General features: G+C 71.0%; 17 protein-coding genes. 8 read left to right on the forward strand and 9 right to left on the reverse strand.

Going from position 1 to position 15,374, the window contains the following annotated elements; genetic code table 11:
- Positions 1–20: 20 nt before the first annotated feature.
- From sigM to IMZ35_RS09405, 5 genes are all read left to right on the forward strand, one after another.
- Positions 21–638: an RNA polymerase sigma factor SigM gene (gene sigM / locus IMZ35_RS09385; RefSeq protein ID WP_199440590.1), complete on the forward strand. Its 618-nt coding sequence runs from the start codon at positions 21–23 to the stop codon at positions 636–638.
- Complete coding sequence (locus IMZ35_RS09390) at positions 635–1,438, forward strand: RsmA family anti-sigma factor (protein WP_199440591.1); 804 nt, start codon at positions 635–637, stop codon at positions 1,436–1,438. The genes sigM and IMZ35_RS09390 overlap by 4 nt, the downstream gene beginning before the upstream one ends.
- 107 nt (positions 1,439–1,545) lie before the next feature.
- On the forward strand, positions 1,546–2,538 hold the full coding sequence (trxB, locus tag IMZ35_RS09395; RefSeq protein WP_199440592.1) for a thioredoxin-disulfide reductase: 993 nt from the start codon (positions 1,546–1,548) through the stop codon (positions 2,536–2,538).
- 63 nt (positions 2,539–2,601) lie between these two features.
- Positions 2,602–2,931 (forward strand): thioredoxin, encoded by a 330-nt coding sequence (gene trxA, locus IMZ35_RS09400; RefSeq protein WP_199440593.1) that lies wholly within the window; start codon positions 2,602–2,604, stop codon positions 2,929–2,931.
- 214 nt (positions 2,932–3,145) lie between these two features.
- The gene (locus IMZ35_RS09405; RefSeq protein ID WP_199440594.1) at positions 3,146–4,285 is read left to right on the forward strand and encodes an N-acetylmuramoyl-L-alanine amidase; all 1,140 of its coding nucleotides are present in this window, start codon (positions 3,146–3,148) and stop codon (positions 4,283–4,285) included.
- A gap of 59 nt (positions 4,286–4,344) precedes the next feature.
- Here the strand turns inward: IMZ35_RS09405 and IMZ35_RS09410 are convergent, their stop codons facing one another.
- On the reverse strand, positions 4,345–4,977 hold the full coding sequence (locus IMZ35_RS09410; RefSeq protein ID WP_199440595.1) for a GNAT family N-acetyltransferase: 633 nt from the start codon (positions 4,975–4,977) through the stop codon (positions 4,345–4,347).
- 148 nt (positions 4,978–5,125) lie between these two features.
- Between IMZ35_RS09410 and IMZ35_RS09415 the strand changes: the two genes are divergently transcribed.
- Positions 5,126–6,442, forward strand: coding sequence for an aminotransferase-like domain-containing protein (locus tag IMZ35_RS09415; protein WP_199440596.1), 1,317 nt, complete (start codon positions 5,126–5,128; stop codon positions 6,440–6,442).
- Between the two features lie 78 nt (positions 6,443–6,520).
- Positions 6,521–7,465 (forward strand): D-alanine--D-alanine ligase family protein, encoded by a 945-nt coding sequence (locus IMZ35_RS09420; RefSeq protein WP_199440597.1) that lies wholly within the window; start codon positions 6,521–6,523, stop codon positions 7,463–7,465.
- Positions 7,466–7,539: 74 nt separating this feature from the next.
- Here the strand turns inward: IMZ35_RS09420 and IMZ35_RS09425 are convergent, their stop codons facing one another.
- From IMZ35_RS09425 to rpmH, 8 genes are all read right to left on the reverse strand, one after another.
- Positions 7,540–8,523, reverse strand: a complete 984-nt coding sequence (locus IMZ35_RS09425) for a ParB/RepB/Spo0J family partition protein (RefSeq protein WP_199440598.1) — start codon at positions 8,521–8,523, stop codon at positions 7,540–7,542.
- Positions 8,520–9,392 (reverse strand): ParA family protein, encoded by an 873-nt coding sequence (locus IMZ35_RS09430; RefSeq protein WP_307867886.1) that lies wholly within the window; start codon positions 9,390–9,392, stop codon positions 8,520–8,522. Before IMZ35_RS09430 ends, IMZ35_RS09425 begins: the two co-directional genes overlap by 4 nt.
- Positions 9,393–9,574: 182 nt before the next feature.
- A complete protein-coding gene (rsmG, locus tag IMZ35_RS09435; RefSeq protein ID WP_199440599.1) occupies positions 9,575–10,252 on the reverse strand; it encodes a 16S rRNA (guanine(527)-N(7))-methyltransferase RsmG in 678 nt (225 codons plus the stop codon).
- A 310-nt stretch (positions 10,253–10,562) separates the two neighbouring features.
- Positions 10,563–11,135, reverse strand: a complete 573-nt coding sequence (locus tag IMZ35_RS09440) for a Jag family protein (RefSeq protein WP_199440600.1) — start codon at positions 11,133–11,135, stop codon at positions 10,563–10,565.
- A gap of 30 nt (positions 11,136–11,165) precedes the next feature.
- The gene (yidC, locus tag IMZ35_RS09445; protein WP_199440601.1) at positions 11,166–12,218 is read right to left on the reverse strand and encodes a membrane protein insertase YidC; all 1,053 of its coding nucleotides are present in this window, start codon (positions 12,216–12,218) and stop codon (positions 11,166–11,168) included.
- 4 nt (positions 12,219–12,222) lie between these two features.
- Positions 12,223–12,513 carry a membrane protein insertion efficiency factor YidD gene (gene yidD, locus IMZ35_RS09450; protein ID WP_199440602.1) on the reverse strand — a complete coding sequence of 97 codons (291 nt, stop codon included), beginning with the start codon at positions 12,511–12,513 and terminating at the stop codon, positions 12,223–12,225.
- The gene (gene rnpA / locus IMZ35_RS09455) at positions 12,510–12,941 is read right to left on the reverse strand and encodes a ribonuclease P protein component (RefSeq protein ID WP_199440603.1); all 432 of its coding nucleotides are present in this window, start codon (positions 12,939–12,941) and stop codon (positions 12,510–12,512) included. Before rnpA ends, yidD begins: the two co-directional genes overlap by 4 nt.
- 13 nt (positions 12,942–12,954) lie before the next feature.
- Positions 12,955–13,098: a 50S ribosomal protein L34 gene (gene rpmH / locus IMZ35_RS09460; protein ID WP_199440604.1), complete on the reverse strand. Its 144-nt coding sequence runs from the start codon at positions 13,096–13,098 to the stop codon at positions 12,955–12,957.
- A gap of 513 nt (positions 13,099–13,611) precedes the next feature.
- Between rpmH and dnaA the strand changes: the two genes are divergently transcribed.
- Complete coding sequence (dnaA, locus tag IMZ35_RS09465; protein ID WP_199440605.1) at positions 13,612–15,291, forward strand: chromosomal replication initiator protein DnaA; 1,680 nt, start codon at positions 13,612–13,614, stop codon at positions 15,289–15,291.
- Positions 15,292–15,374: the final 83 nt, after the last annotated feature.

Consider the following 15,374-nt stretch of genomic DNA (forward strand, 5'->3'; position numbering starts at 1 on the left):
ACTCCCGATATCCTCCCCCCGTGACCGCCGCAGCCAGCTCGGACGCCGACCTCATAGCGGCGCACGCCGCCGGTGACCCCCACGCGTTCTCGGAGCTGGTCAAACGGCACAGGGACCGGATGTGGGCGGTCGCGCTCCGCACCCTGCGCGACCCCGACGAGGCCGCTGACGCGCTCCAGGAGGCGTTCATCTCGGCCTTCCGGGCCGCCGGGTCGTTCCGCGCGGAGGCCCAGGTCACGACCTGGCTCCACCGGATCGTGGTGAACGCCTGCCTCGACCGGATGCGGCGCCGACAATCCCGGCCGACCGTGCCGCTGCCCGAAGCCGGCCCCGGCGAGCCGGTCTCGCCGCGCGACGCGATGTCCGAGCGGGAGACGAGCCTGGTCGTCCAGGAGGCCCTCGCGCAGCTCTCCGAGGACCAGCGGGCGCCGATCGTCCTGGTCGACGTCGAGGGCTATTCGGTGGCCGAGACGGCCAGGATGCTCGGCATCGCGGAGGGCACGGTGAAGAGCCGCTGCGCACGTGGCAGGGCCAAGCTGGCCAAAGTTCTGGGGCACCTCCGGAACCAGGGTGCACGTGCGAACGTCCCAGTCGACGGTGTGGATGTGCAACAGCAACGTCAGTGGGAGGAACGATGAACGGCAGTGAGAGGCGCTCGGACGCGCCGATCGGGCCGCCGTGGTCGGTCGACCTCCTCGCGGATCTGCACGCCGGTGTCCTGGACCCCGAGACCGAGGCCGAGCTGCGGCCCCGCGTCGAGTCCGACCCCGAGGCGCTGGAGGTCCTGGCGGCACTCGACGCGACGCTCGCGGACCTGTCCGCGCTGCCGCCGCTGATCATGCCGGACGACGTGGCCGCGAGGATCGACGCCGCGCTCGCCGAGGAGGCCGCGAAGCAGCGCGCGGAGCAGGCCGCTCCGGCCGAGCAGGCCGCTGCGATCGCACCCGTCGTGAGCATCGACGCGGCCAGGCAGCGCCGCGCCAAGCGCCTCGGCTGGGGCGCGGGACTGCTCGCCGCCGCTGCCGCGGCGGTGGGCGTCGTCGTGGTCGCCCTGCCGGGCGGCGGGGGCGACAGCTCGCCACCGGCGGCGCAGCAGCCGCCCGGAGCGAGCGACGCGCCGCCGCTGGCCGTGCGGTCGGACGCGCTGGGCGAGGCGTACGGCGAGGTCTTCGGCCTGCGCAACTTCGGGCCGCTGGAGAACCAGACCACCCTGGCCGGTTGCCTGGAGGGGGCCGGGATCACCGGCAACCTCGACCCCGTCGGGGTGAGCCCGGTGACGCTGGACGGTGATTCCGCGGTCATGGCGATCCTCCCGGAGGGGCTCCAGAGGTTCCGGTTCGTGGTCCTGGACCCGAACACGTGCGGTCCGGGCAAGCCGGAGGGGCTGCTGGCCGACAGCAGCACCGGCGGCGAGTCGTCGACCGCGCCCACCTCGTAGCGGACCTCACCCGGTCGTCGCGGAATTTCGGCCGCATACCATCGCGTTGAGGCAAGTGCGCGTCCCGGACGTCCGGGACGTGCGACGCGACGTGTTGGAGGTCGAGGGTGTCGGACGTGCGGAACCTGATCATCATCGGATCAGGGCCGGCCGGGTACACCGCCGCGGTGTACGCCGCGCGGGCCCAGCTCCAGCCCCTGGTGTTCGAGGGCACGCAGTACGGCGGCGCCCTCATGACCACCACGGAGGTCGAGAACTATCCCGGCTTCCGCGAGGGCGTCATGGGCCCGGAGCTCATGGAGCAGATGCGGGAGCAGTCCAAGCGCTTCGGCGCGGAACTGCGCTCGGAGGACGTCGAGTCCGTCGACCTGACGGGCCCGGTCAAGCGGGTCACCGCGAACGGTGTCACGTACTCCGCGCGCGCCGTGATCCTCGCGATGGGCGCCGCGGCCCGCTACCTGAACGTGCCCGGTGAGCAGGAGCTGCTCGGGCGCGGGGTGTCGGCGTGCGCGACGTGCGACGGCTTCTTCTTCCGCGACCACGACATCGCCGTCGTCGGCGGTGGCGACTCCGCGATGGAGGAGGCCACGTTCCTCACCCGCTTCGCGAAGTCGGTGACGATCGTCCACCGCAGCGAGGAGTTCCGCGCTTCGCGGATCATGCTGGAGCGCGCCCGCGCCAACGACAAGATCAGGTGGCAGCTCAACACCAGGGTCACCGGCGTGGTGGGCGACAAGACCGTGACCGGTGTGCAGGTCACCGACACCCGCACGGGTGAGACGTCGGAGCTGCCGTTCACCGGCGTCTTCATGGCCATCGGCCACGACCCGCGCAGCGCGCTGGTCCGCGGCCAGGTCGACGTCGACGAGGCCGGTTACGTGCGGGTGCAGCACCCCACGACGCACACGAACCTGGACGGCGTCTTCGCGGCCGGCGACCTGGTCGACAAGACCTACCGCCAGGCGATCACCGCGTCCGGCTCCGGGTGCTCCGCGGCGATCGACGCCGAGCGCTGGCTCGCCGAGCACGGCGAGGCCCACGCCGAGGTGGCCTCCGAGGCCGTCGGCGGCGGGTACGGCACGGCCGTTCGCACCAGCTGATCCCCCACCGTCCCGACACCGTGCCGCTCGGTCCAGCGCGGCACACCTCACCAAGGAGAGAACATGGCCGGCACCACCGTGCACGTCACCGACAAGTCCTTCGCCGACGAGGTTCTGACCAGCGAGAAGCCCGTTCTGGTCGACTTCTGGGCGACCTGGTGCGGCCCCTGCAAGATGGTCGCTCCCGTGCTGGAGGAGATCGCCGCCGAGCACGCCGAGAAGATCACCGTCGCCAAGGTCGACATCGACGCCAACCCGTCGATCGCCCGCGACTACCAGATCATGTCCGTGCCCACGCTGATCCTGTTCCAGGGTGGCCGCCCGGTGAAGCAGATCGTCGGCGCCAAGCCCAAGGCCGCGCTGCTCAACGACCTCTCCGAGGTCCTCGCCTGATCGACCCCGTGTCACCCGTGCGGGTGTACCACGCGGCCTGGCCCGTCCGTCTGCTCAGACGGACGGGCCAGGTCCGTTCGGAGCAGCGATTTTCGCCTGCGTGCTCGCACTGCCACACTGAGTGGCCCTGGCGGGAACACCCGGCGGGGCAAGGCACAATGAGGCGTCAAGTTCCGCGTCGGCTGCTGCCGGCGCCTAGTCGAGCGAGGGGTGCATGCCGCTACTCCGCCGCGGGGATGTCGGTCCTGATGTCGCCGACATCAGGGCGACGCTGACCAGGATCGGTCTTCTGCCGCCGGGCGACCCCCACGCATCGCCCGTGTTCGACCCGACCGTCGAGCACGCAGTGCGAGCCTTTCAACAGCAGCGTGGCCTGATCACGGACGGGATCGTGGGTCCGGCCACCTACCGTGCGCTGCGCGACGCCACGTTCCGCCTGGGCGACCGTCCACTGGCGTTCCTCATAGCTCAGCCCGTCACCGGTGACGACGTGCTGACCCTCCAGGAGCGCCTGCTGGAACTCGGCTACGACGCCGGGCGCGCCAACGGCGTGTTCGGCCAGCAGACCGAGCAGGCGCTGCGCAGCTTCCAGCGGGACTACGGCCTGATCGTGGACGGCATGTGCGGTCCCGACACGGTCCGCGCGCTGCGTCAGCTCCAGCCGAAGGTGCGCGGAGGGCGTCCGGTGTTCCTGCGCGAGCAGGAGCTGGTCCGGTCCTCCGGTCCGCGGCTCAAGGGCAAGCGGATCATCATCGACCCCGGTCACGGCGGTGCTGACCGCGGCGCCGTCGTCGACGGCCTGTCCGAGGCCGATCTGATGCTGGACCTGGCCCGCCGGTTGGAGGGCAAGATGGCCGCCACCGGCATGGAGGCCCTGCTCACCCGCGGTCCGGACAACAACCCGGACGAGGCGTCGCGCGCGAAGTTCGCCAACGAGGCGGGCGCCGACCTGATCCTGTCGCTGCACACCGACGCGAACTCCTCCCCGGAGGCGCAGGGCGTCGCGACGTTCCACTTCGGCAGCGGCAACGGCACCAGCTCCACGGTGGGCGAGGCGCTGGCCGGGTTCATCCAGCGCGAGATCGCCGTCCGCACCGGGATGCGCGACTGCCGCACGCACCCGAAGTCGTGGGAGATCCTGACCCTGACCCGGTGCACGGCCGTGCGCGTGGAGGTCGGTTACCTGACCAACGCCGAGGACCGGGCCCGGCTCGCCGACCCCGGGTTCCGCGACGTCGTGGCCGAGGGCGTCCTGGTCGCGGTGAAGCGCCTGTACCTGCTGGGCAAGGACGACCAGCCGACCGGCACGTTCACGCTGGCCGACCTGCTGCGGCACGAGCTGGCCAAGAACTAGGCAGATGCGCGAGAGGGCCCCTCCAGCGGTGCTGGAGGGGCCCTCTCGCGCTGGCGGGGTCAGGCGGGGCGGAGGCTCGGTTCGGCTGTCGTCACCGTCACCGTGTTGAACAGCCGCTCCAGCGCCGCCTCGACGTCTTCCTTCCACGAGATCGCGCTGCGCAGCTCCAGGCGGAGCCTGGGCCAGCGGGGGTGGGGCCGCACGGTCTTGAAGCCGACCTGCTGGAGGAACGCGGCCGGCGTCACGCAGCCGGGGGAGTCCTCGTCGGGCAGGGCGTCGCCGAACGCCTCGATCGCCTTCACACCGCGCCTGGTCAGGTCCTTCGCGACGGCCTGCACGAGCATGCGCCCGAGACCACCGCCGCGGAACTCCGGCAGCACCTCCAGCGAGGTCATGAGGACCGCGTCGGCGCTGGGCGGCGAGGTGGGGAAGGCCAGCGAGCGGGGCACGGCGGCGGGCGGGGCGAAGAACACCGACCCGGCCGGGATGCCGTCGCAGTAGACGATGCGACCGCAGGAGCCCCACTCCAGCAGCACGCTGGAGACCCAGGCCTCCTTCTCGAACTCGGTGTCCCCGTACTCCTCGGCCTGCGCCTTGAGGTGCGGAGCCAGCTCCCAGTACACGCAGGTCCTACCGTGTTTCGAGAGGTGTTCCAGGTTGTCCAGCGTGACGCCCACAACGCGTCGAGACACCCGACCTCCACTCCACACGCAGGGACCTCTTCGAGGATAGGCCGATGTGCCGGTCCCCGGAAGCCGGATGCCCCGAACGGGACGACGGTTACACTCACCCGGGAAGACCAGCCGGTGACAGCCGGACCCCAGCCTCTCGGAGTGCCCGATGAACGCACCCGGACAGCCCGCCAAGCAGGGCGCCAGAAGCCTCGACCCCCATCTGCGGCGCTACGCAGCACGCACCGCGGGGATGACGGCATCGGAGATCCGGGCGCTCTTCGCGGTGGCGAGCAGGCCGGAGGTCGTGTCGCTCGCCGGTGGCATGCCCCACCTCGCCGCGCTGCCGATGGACTCCCTGGCGGCCGAGATCGGCGACCTGGTGGCCACCGAGGGTCTCGTGGCGCTCCAGTACGGCTCCGCGCACGGCGTGCCGGAACTGCGCGAGCAGATCTGCGACATCATGGCGCTGGAGGGCATCAGGGCCCACCCGGACGACGTGGTCGTGACCGTCGGCTCGCAGATGGCGCTCGACATGGTGACCCGGATCTTCTGCGACCCCGGTGACGTGGTGCTGGCCGAGGGCCCGTCGTACGTGGGCGCGCTCGGCTCGTTCGCCGCCTACCAGGCTCAGGTCGTGCACGTCGCGATGGACGCGGACGGGCTGGTCCCGCAGGCGCTGCGCGAGGCGCTCGCCGCCGTGGAGCGCACGGGCAAGCGGGTGAAGTTCCTCTACACGATCCCGAACTTCCACAACCCGGCCGGCGTGACCCTCGCGGTGTCCCGGCGCGCCGAGGTGCTGGAGATCTGCGCCCGGCACGGCGTCCTGGTGGTCGAGGACAACCCGTACGGGCTGCTCGGCTTCGACGGGCAGATCTACCCGGCGCTGCGCGCGTCCGACCCGGACAACGTGGTGTACCTGGGGTCGTTCTCCAAGACGTTCGCCGCCGGTCTGCGGGTCGGCTGGGCGCTGGCCCCGCACGCCGTGCGGGAGAAGCTGGTGCTGGCCGCCGAGTCGGCGACGCTGTGCCCGCCCACCCTGAACCAGATGGTGGTGTCTCGCTACCTGGCGACGCAGGACTGGAAGGGCCAGATCAAGACCTACCGCGAGGCGTACCGGGACCGTCGCGACGCGATGATCTCCGCGCTGGAGCAGCACATGCCCGACGGCGTGACGTGGACGAAGCCGGACGGCGGGTTCTACGTGTGGCTGACCGTCCCGGAGGGCATCGACACGAAGGCCATGCTGCCGCGCGCGGTCACCCAGCGGGTGGCCTACGCGTCGGGCACCGGCTTCTACGCGGACGGCCTGGGCAGCCGGCAGATGCGCCTCTCCTACTGCTACCCCACGCCGGAACGCATCCGCGAGGGCGTCCGCCGCCTCGCACACGTGCTGGAGGACGAGATGCAGCTGCACCTCACCTTCGGGCCGACGTCGGGTCGTGCGGTGTCCGGACCTCAGGGACCGTCACCGGACACCGCCTGACGGGTCAGTCAGTTCGTCGAGGGCCACCCGGCCGGCGCGGCCGGTCAGGGTGGCTCTCTCGTGATCGAGGAGCGAGTCGTGTCGGAGCGTTGGGTCGCGGTCCTGTCGGGTGGGCTGTCCCACGAACGCGAGGTGTCACTGCGATCCGGGCGGCGGTTGTCGGCCGCTCTGCGGTCGGTCGGCCTGACCGTCGAGGAGTGGGACGCGGACAGCAACCTGGTCGGCCGGTTGCGGGACCACCGGCCCGACGCGGTGGTGGTCGCCCTGCACGGCGGTGAGGGCGAGAACGGCTCGGTGCAGACGGTCCTGGAGATGTTCGGCGTGCCGTACGTGGGCACGGACTCGCGGGCGTGCCGCCGGGCGTGGGACAAGCCGACCGCGAAGGCCGAGCTGGTCCGCGCGGGCCTGACGACGCCGGAGTGGGTCGTCCTGCCGCACGCGACGTTCCGGGAGCTGGGCGCGCAGCCGGTGCTGGACGCGATGGTCGACACGCTCGGGCTGCCGCTGATGCTGAAGCCGGACCAGGGCGGGTCGGCGCTGGGCGCTCAGGTCGTGCGCGACGCGGGGCAGCTGCCGGCGGCGATGGTCGGGTGCCTGGCCTACGGCGAGGCCGTCCTCGCGGAGAAGTACGTGGAGGGCGTCGAGGTGGCCGTGTCCGTCGTGGACGGGCCCGACGGCCCCCGCGCACTCCCCGCGGTCGAGATCGTGCCGGAGAGCGGTGTGTACGACTACACGGCCCGCTACACCGCCGGGCTCACCGACTTCCACACCCCGGCCCGGCTCGACGCCTCGGCGGCGAAGGCGGTGGGGGAGCTGGCGGTGGAGGCGCACCGGCTGCTCGGGCTGCGGGACGTGTCCCGCACCGACGCGATCATCGCCGCCGACGGCACCGTGCACTTCCTGGAGGTGACGGTCTCCCCGGGACTGACCGAGACCTCGTTGCTGCCGATGGCCGCCGAGGCGGCCGGGGAGTCGCTCGGCGAGATCTACGCCGCTCTGATCGAGCGCGCGGTCACCCGCTGACAGCGATGACCCCTCGTGTCGGTCTCGACACGAGGGGTCATCGTCACCGTGACATAAGCACCCCGGTAGGGCGGCTAGTCGGCAGCACGTGTCCGATTTGTCGCTTCCGGCGACATGAGCGTGATGATCCGCTCCAGATCGTCCACCGAGCCGAACTCGACCACGATCCGGCCCTTCCGCTGCCCCAGTTCCACCTTCACGCGCGTGTCGAAGCTGTCCGACAGCCGCTCGGCGAGTTCCTGGAGACCGGGGGCGTGCATCGGCTTGCGCGCGGCGGGCTTCGCCTTCGGCGGGGCGGCGCCCTTCGCCACCGTCACCGCTTCCTCGGTCGCGCGGACCGACATGCCCTCGGCGACGATCTTCGTCGCCAGCTCCTCCTGAGCGCCGGGGTCCTCCAGACCGAGCAGCGCCCTGGCGTGACCGGCGGACAGCACACCGGCCGCCACCCGCCGCTGCACGGGGAGGGGGAGCTTGAGCAGGCGGATGGTGTTCGTGACGACCGGCCGGCTGCGACCGATGCGGTCCGCCAGCTCCTCGTGCGTCACCGCGAACTCCTGCAACAGCTGCTGGTACGCCGCCGCCTCTTCGAGCGGGTTCAGCTGGACGCGGTGGATGTTCTCCAGCAGCGCGTCCCGCAGCATGGCGTCGTCGGCGGTCTGCCGGACGATCGCCGGGATCGTCTGGAGCCCGGCCTGCTGGGTCGCGCGCCAGCGGCGCTCACCCATCACCAGCTCGTAGGTGTCGGCCGTCAGCTCACGCACCACGATCGGCTGCATGAGGCCGAACTCGCGGATCGAGTGCTCCAGCTCGCGGATCGCGTCCTCGTCGAAGACCTGACGCGGCTGCTTGCTGTTGGTCCGGATCGAGGTGACCGGAACTTCCCGGTACACCGCGCCCGCGACCTCACCACCGGCCGCGGTGGCCGTGGTGACGCCACCGGAGCGCGCAGGGGAGTGGCCGTTCGACGCGGGCCGCACCGGACCGGACCCCGGTGGCGGACCGCTCGGGATGAGGGCAGCGAGCCCGCGTCCGAGGCCGCCCTTGCGCTGTTCCGTCATGCCGTCCCCATCTTCGCGCCGAACTCGGCGATCTCGCGTGCCGCATCCAGGTAGCTCATCGCGCCCCGTGAGCCGGGATCGTAGGTGAGCACCGTCTGCCCGAACCCCGGCGCCTCGGAGACCTTCACGCTGCGGGGGATGACCGTGCGCAGCACCGTGTCGCCGAAGTGGCCGCGCACCTCGCTGGTCACCTGGTCGGCGAGCTTGGTGCGGCCGTCGTACATCGTCAGCAGGATCGTCGAGACGTTCAGGTTGGGGTTCAGGTGCGCCTGGACGAGCTCGATGTTCCGCAGGAGCTGACCCAACCCCTCCAGCGCGTAGTACTCGCACTGGATCGGGATGAGCACCTCCTGCGCGGCGACCATCGCGTTGACCGTGAGCAGACCCAGCGACGGCGGGCAGTCGATGAACACGTAGTCCGGCTGGAGCTCGTTGAGCGACTCGGCGCTCAGCGCCTCCTTCAGCCGCGACTCGCGCGCCACCATCGAGACGAGCTCGATCTCCGCGCCGGCGAGGTCGATCGTCGCCGGGACGCAGTAGAGGTTGGGGGAGGTGGGACTGATCTGAGCGGCCTCGGCGACCGAGCACTCACCGATCAGCACCTCGTACACCGACGGCGTGCCGGAGCGGTGCTCGACCGACAGCGCCGTGCTGGCGTTGCCCTGCGGGTCGAGGTCGATCACGAGGACCTTGAGCCCGGCGATGGCGAGCGCGCCGGCGAGGTTCACCGTGCTGGTCGTCTTGCCCACGCCGCCCTTCTGGTTCGCCACCGTGAAGACGCGGCGACGGGTCGGGCGGGGGAGCTGAAGGCTGTCGGGGTGCAGCACGCGAGTCGCGCGCGCGGCCTCTTCGGCGATGGGGGTCCACACGGCGCTGTCTCCTGCCGTCGCTGACTGCGGGTTCTCGGGGGTCTTGCTGCTGGACGTCGAGCGGAGCGCCTCACCGGCACCGACCGCGTCCGGCGCGGTTTCACGTGGAACATCAACCGCCTCGTGGAAGAGGGGCTGCAAGAACTCGTTGCCGGGCCGAGTCACGGGATCCGGATACACGCTCACCGATCCTTCCTTCTGCGCCGCCCACCGTCCCGTCGACCGCTGTTCTCGTCACGCTCGACGAGCACGACGGTCGTGGGGATGTCCAGGACCTCGTCACCACAGGACACGACGCGCTGACGACCGCCACCGGCCCGGCGCACCGCGTCCGCGTCTCGCTCCAGTTCCTCCAGGGCGCTCTCGCCCTTGAGAGCGACCAGCTGCCCGCCCGGTCGCAGCAGCGGCAGGCACCACCGAGCGAGCCGTTCCAACGGGGCCACCGCCCGTGCGGTCACGACGTCGCTGTCGGCCAACCGCGCCCGGATCGCGGGCTCCTCCGCCCGTCCGCGCAGCACGGTGATCGACAGGTCGAGCCTCTCCGCCACCTCCTCCAGCCACGCCACGCGGCGTGCCATCGGTTCGAGGAGGGTGAGTTCGAGGTCCGGCCGGGCGATCGCCAGCGGTATGCCCGGCAACCCCGCACCGGAGCCTACGTCGACCACCCGGCTTCCCGGTGGAAGCAACTCCGCGATGACCGCGGAATTGAGCAGATGACGTTCCCAGAGGCGCTCGACCTCGCGGGGACCGATCAGTCCGCGCTCGACCCCGTGCTCCGCGAGCATCGCGGCGAACGCGTGCGCGCCCTCCACGTGGTCACCGAAGACCAGCTTCGCCTGGTCTTCCATCGATCCGGCCATGTTCTCCGTCCGTGGCGTTTCACGTGAAACCACGCGGCGCTTCGCGAGCGACCGGTGGGTGAGTGGTGGGCGGGTGCGAGCGTCGAACCGCTCACGACGACTGCCGCCGACCATCATGACGGATCATCACCGCGACACGCCAAACAGGTCGCGCGTTTCACGTGGAACAAGAGGGCGAACCGCGCGCCCCACGCTCAGCGCGATCGGTGGCACCGGCCTCGCGGCGGGCGTCGCCGGAAAGACCCCCGACGACGAGCACCGCCCCCGTTTCACGTGAAACGGGGGCGGTGGGTGGAACGGTCGAGCGGGGTCAGGCCCGAGCGAAGATCACCACTCGACGCTGGGGCTCCTCGCCCTCGCTCTCGCTCTGCACGCCGTCGACGGTCGCGACCGCGTCGTGCACGACCTTGCGCTCGAACGGCGTCATCGGGTGCAGTCGCACCCGCTCGCCGGACGAGAGCGCCTTCTCCGCGCTGGCCCGGCCGAGGTCGGCGAGCTCGGCCCTGCGACCGGCCCTCCACTGGGCGATGTCGAGCATGAGGCGGCTGCGCACGCCGGTCTCCTGCTGCACCGCGAGACGGGTCAGCTCCTGCAACGACTCCAGCACGGTGCCGCGCTGGCCGACGAGCTTGTCCAGGTCCTCACCGCCGTCGATGCTGACGATCGCGCGGCCCGCCTCGACGTCGAGGTCGATGTCGCCGTCGTAGTCGAGCAGGTCGAGCAGCCGCTCCAGGTAGTCACCCGCGATGTCGCCCTCCTGGACGAGCAGGTCCTCGGAGCTGCCAGAGCGACCGCGCGCCCCGGTGTCCTCGGTGGTGTCGTCCGCGGCGTCCTCCACGGCGTCCTCCACGTCGGTCTCGGCGGCCTGCAACGTCTCCGACACGATGTCTCCTCTCCGGGGCAGAGCGCCCGGTCAACGACGCTTCTTGTTGCCCGGCTTCTTGCCAGGGGATCGGTCTGGGCTCAGACCGGGGACTTGGGTCGACGGCTTGGCGCCGTTCGTCGCTGTCTTCGGCGCGGTCTTCGGCGTGACCGTGCCGTCGTCCACCGGGGACTCGGTGGTCTCGGCGGGAGCGTCGGACGCCGGAACGGAGCCGGTCGAGTTCGCGGGGCGCTTCTTCTGCTGCGGCTTCGCGCCGGGCTTCGGAGCGAGGGCCTGGCGCTGGGTGGTCGCCACGACCTTCTTCTCCTCCTCCTCGCGGTCGATCCTGCGGTAGACGAAGTGCTGCTGGCCGAGCGTCCAGGCGTTGTTGCTCAGCCAGTACATCAGGATCGCGATGGGGAAGAAGAAGCCACCGACGAGCACGCCGAGCGGGAAGATGTAGAGGGTCAGCTTGTTCATGATCGCGGTCTGCGGGTTGTCCGTGGCCGCCTGCGTCTGCCGGGCCACGGAGTGCCGCGCCGTGAAGTGCGTCGCGATGCTGGCGACGATCATCAGCGGCACCGCGACGAGGACCACCGCGTAGCGCTGGGTGCCGAACTGCGCGAGCTGGTCGGCGGGCATCGTGATGAACGTCGACAGGTTCGCGCCGAACAGCTTGGCGTTGACGAACGACTCCACGCCCTTGGCGTCGAAGAAGTAGACCTCGCCCCAGCCGGGCCGGAACGAGCGCAGCACGTGGAACAGACCGATGAACACCGGGATCTGCACGAGCATGGGCAGGCAGCCGCCGAGCGGGTTGACCCCGTGCTCGGACTGGAGCTTCTGCATCTCCTGCGCCTGGCGCTGCCGGTCGTTGCCGTACTTCTTCTTGATCTTCTGGAGCTCGGGGGCGAACTCCTGCATCTTGCGCATCGACCGCACCTGGCCGACGAACGGCTTGAAGAGCAGCGCACGCAGCGTGAAGACCAGGAAGATCACGGACAGCGCCCACGCGAACCCGCTGGACTCGCCGAAGACGTGGCCGAACACCCAGTGCCAACACCAGAGGATGAAGGACACCGGGTAGTAGATGAAGTTGAGCACGGAGCTACTCCTCGGCGGATTGGTCGGGGACCGGTTCCGGGCGTTGTCGCCGCGGAGGAACGGGGTCCAGGCCTCCAGGGTGCCAGGGTCCGCAGCGGGCGAGCCGGCGAATGGTCAGCCAGGAGCCGCGCAGCGCACCGTGGACGGTCAGAGCTTCCACCGCGTAGGCGCTGCAACTCGGGTAGAAGCGACAGCTCGGAGGCAGCAGGGGGGAGATGAACCGCTGGTAGACGCGGATCGGCAGGACCAGCAGGCGCGCCACCGGTCCGGCACCGCTCGCGGAGACGCGGCTCATCGGTCACCAGCGAACCGCGAAGACGGCAGCAGCCGTCGCAGCGCCGCGTCGAAGTCGCGGGCCAGTTCGTCGCTCGTGGCGCCGGCGGCCGCGGGGAGCGCCCGCACGACGAGCGAGGTGCCCTCGGGCAGGACGGCCAGCCGATCGCGGACGACGTGCCGCAGCCGACGGCTGACCCGGTGGCGGACCACCGAGTTGCCGACGGCCTTGCTCACGACGAAGCCCACCTTGGAGGTGTCCAAGGTGGGCCCGGCCGTGGAGGTGGTGTTCTCCGCTGACGCGCCGTCGGGGGTTGACCGCGCTCCCGCGTCCCCGTGCGGGGACGTCAGAGCGTGCACGACCAACCGGGGCCGGCCTGCGCGTCTGCCTCGGCGGACGACCAGGCCGAAGTCCTGGCTGCGCGTGAGCCGGGCGGCCGCAGGTAGCACGGCGCTGCGGTCGTCAGGCGGACAGGCGGTCGCGGCCCTTGCTGCGCCGCGCGGCGAGGATGGCGCGGCCGGCACGGGTGCGCATGCGCAGCCGGAACCCGTGCGTCTTGGCGCGGCGGCGGTTGTTGGGCTGGAAGGTGCGCTTACCCTTGCTCACGGTCGGATCTCCCGGTGCTGACTACCAAGCAGGTCTGTGGTGTCCCCTAGCCGAGGATCGGCGCCGCCCAGCTTCGGTCGCAGGACGATCGCAGCACAGGCACGCCAAACGCGCCCGTGACTAGCGGGAGACTCCACCGAGGGTACGCAAGCCGACCACCGCTGTTCAAATCGGGGTCGACCAGCGGACACGTTCCCCGTTCCGGATCGCCCGACGATCGGCTCCTTGTGGCGCGTCGCCCGCCTTGTTAGCGTGCACCCCTCGCGGGCACCGGGGTGAGTGCGGAGGAGTCGCCGAGGGAGAGCGGCTCGGAGCAGGTGCCGACCGACTTCCGCCCGACTTCCGCGAGAGCCAGGGAGCAACGGGGGGACCGCTGTCTCCGGCACACCTTCGTGCACAGTTGTGGATAACTCTGTGGATACCTCTATCCTCCGTGTCCACGCCGTGCAGTCGTGACCGACTGGCGAGGGTGCCCCACTAGTGGGGATTCGTCGAGGGGAGGGGAGCGCGGAGGTGTCCGACCACCAGGTCGACCTGGGTCTCGTGTGGGAGCAGGTGGTGCAGGAACTGGCCGCCAGCACCCTCTCGCCGCAACAGCGGGCCTGGATGCGGGTCACCCGGCCGATCGGCCTGCTCGACGGCACCGCGCTGCTGGCCGCGCCGAGCGACTTCGCGAAGGAGGCGATCGAGCGCGCGCTGCGCGAGCCGATCACCGCCGCGCTGTCCCGGCGGCTCGGCCGCGCCGTGTCCCTGGCCGTGAAGGTCGACTCGCCCGAGCCGCTCGCCCCGCCGCCCACGACCCCGATCCCCGTCGCGCCCGGCATCCCCGGCGGCAACGGCATCAGCCAGCCGCCGCTCGGCATGGGCGGCATCGCCGGGCTGGGCTCGATGAACGGGATGGGCGGCCCCGTGGGCGGCGGTGGCATGAGCGTGCCGATGCCCCCCGGCCTCGTCGGGACCGTGCCGCCCGGACCGCCCTCGCACGTCGGCGCCGAGCAGCCCGGCGAGGAGGGCGAGACCGACTCCGACGGCGACGAGGTCGACGAGGAGCGCGAGGCGCTCGCCACCGTCCACGAGATCTGGCCCACGTTCAACGGCCAGGCCCCGACGAGCGGCACGCCGTTCACCAGGCCGGCGAACCCCCCGACGTCGCAGACGCGGCTGAACGAGAAGTACAACTTCGACACGTTCGTCATCGGCGCGTCCAACCGCTTCGCCCACGCCGCCGCGGTCGCGGTCGCCGAGGCCCCGGCCCGCGCGTACAACCCGCTGTTCATCTGGGGCGAGTCCGGGCTGGGCAAGACGCACCTGCTGCACGCCGTCGGCCACTACGCCCAGCGGCTGTTCCCCGGCATGCGCGTGCGGTACGTGTCGACCGAGGAGTTCACGAACGACTTCATCAACTCGCTGCGCGACGACCGCAAGGTCGCCTTCCAGCGCCGCTACCGGGACATCGACGTGCTGCTCGTCGACGACATCCAGTTCCTGGAGGGCAAGGAGGGGACGCAGGAGGAGTTCTTCCACACGTTCAACACCCTCCACAACTCGAACAAGCAGATCGTCGTGTCCTCGGACCGCCCGCCCAAGCGGCTGGAGACCCTGGAGGACCGGCTGCGCACGCGGTTCGAGTGGGGCCTGATCACCGACATCCAGCCGCCGGAGCTGGAGACGCGCATCGCGATCCTCCGCAAGAAGGCGGCGCAGGACCGGCTCGCCGCCCCGGCGGAGGTCCTGGAGTTCATCGCGGCTCGGATCGAGCGCAACATCCGCGAGCTGGAGGGCGCGCTGATCCGGGTCACGGCGTTCGCGTCGCTCAACCGGCAGCCGGTCGACGTGCAGCTCGCCGAAATAGTGCTGCGCGACCTGATCCCCGACTCGCACGCCCCCGAGATCACCGCGCCGACGATCATGGCCGTCACGGCCGAGTTCTTCAGCGTCTCGATGGACGACCTGTGCGGGCCGGGCAAGACGAAGGCGCTGGCCCAGGCCAGGCAGATCTCCATGTACCTGTGCCGCGAGCTGACCGACCTGTCGCTGCCGAAGATCGGGCAGACGTTCGGCGGCCGCGACCACACGACCGTCATGCACGCGGACAAGAAGATCCGCAAGGAGATGGCGGAGCGCCGTCGCATCTACGACCAGGTGCAGGAGCTGACCTCGCGCATCAAGCAGCGCGCCCGTCACGCGCCCTGATCCTCCCCGTCACCGGGCCCGCCGCGGCAGCAGCCGTCGCGGGCCCGTCGCACGTCCGGACCTCCCGCCCGCACCGCGCGACC

The organism is Umezawaea beigongshangensis (genome assembly GCF_016464305.1).
In the GTDB taxonomy this organism is placed as follows: Bacteria; Actinomycetota; Actinomycetes; order Mycobacteriales; family Pseudonocardiaceae; genus Umezawaea_A; species Umezawaea_A beigongshangensis.

What these genes read in the sequence shown, in the direction of transcription:
- IMZ35_RS09390 (WP_199440591.1), top strand. Translation starts at nt 635, where the DNA reads ATGAACGGCAGTGAGAGGCGCTCGGACGCGCCGATCGGGCCGCCGTGG.
- trxA (WP_199440593.1), top strand. Translation starts at nt 2,602, where the DNA reads ATGGCCGGCACCACCGTGCACGTCACCGACAAGTCCTTCGCCGACGAG.
- IMZ35_RS09405 (WP_199440594.1), top strand. Translation starts at nt 3,146, where the DNA reads ATGCCGCTACTCCGCCGCGGGGATGTCGGTCCTGATGTCGCCGACATC.
- IMZ35_RS09415 (WP_199440596.1), top strand. Translation starts at nt 5,126, where the DNA reads ATGAACGCACCCGGACAGCCCGCCAAGCAGGGCGCCAGAAGCCTCGAC.
- IMZ35_RS09425 (WP_199440598.1), bottom strand. Translation starts at nt 8,523, where the DNA reads ATGACGGAACAGCGCAAGGGCGGCCTCGGACGCGGGCTCGCTGCCCTC.
- rsmG (WP_199440599.1), bottom strand. Translation starts at nt 10,252, where the DNA reads ATGGCCGGATCGATGGAAGACCAGGCGAAGCTGGTCTTCGGTGACCAC.
- yidD (WP_199440602.1), bottom strand. Translation starts at nt 12,513, where the DNA reads ATGAGCCGCGTCTCCGCGAGCGGTGCCGGACCGGTGGCGCGCCTGCTG.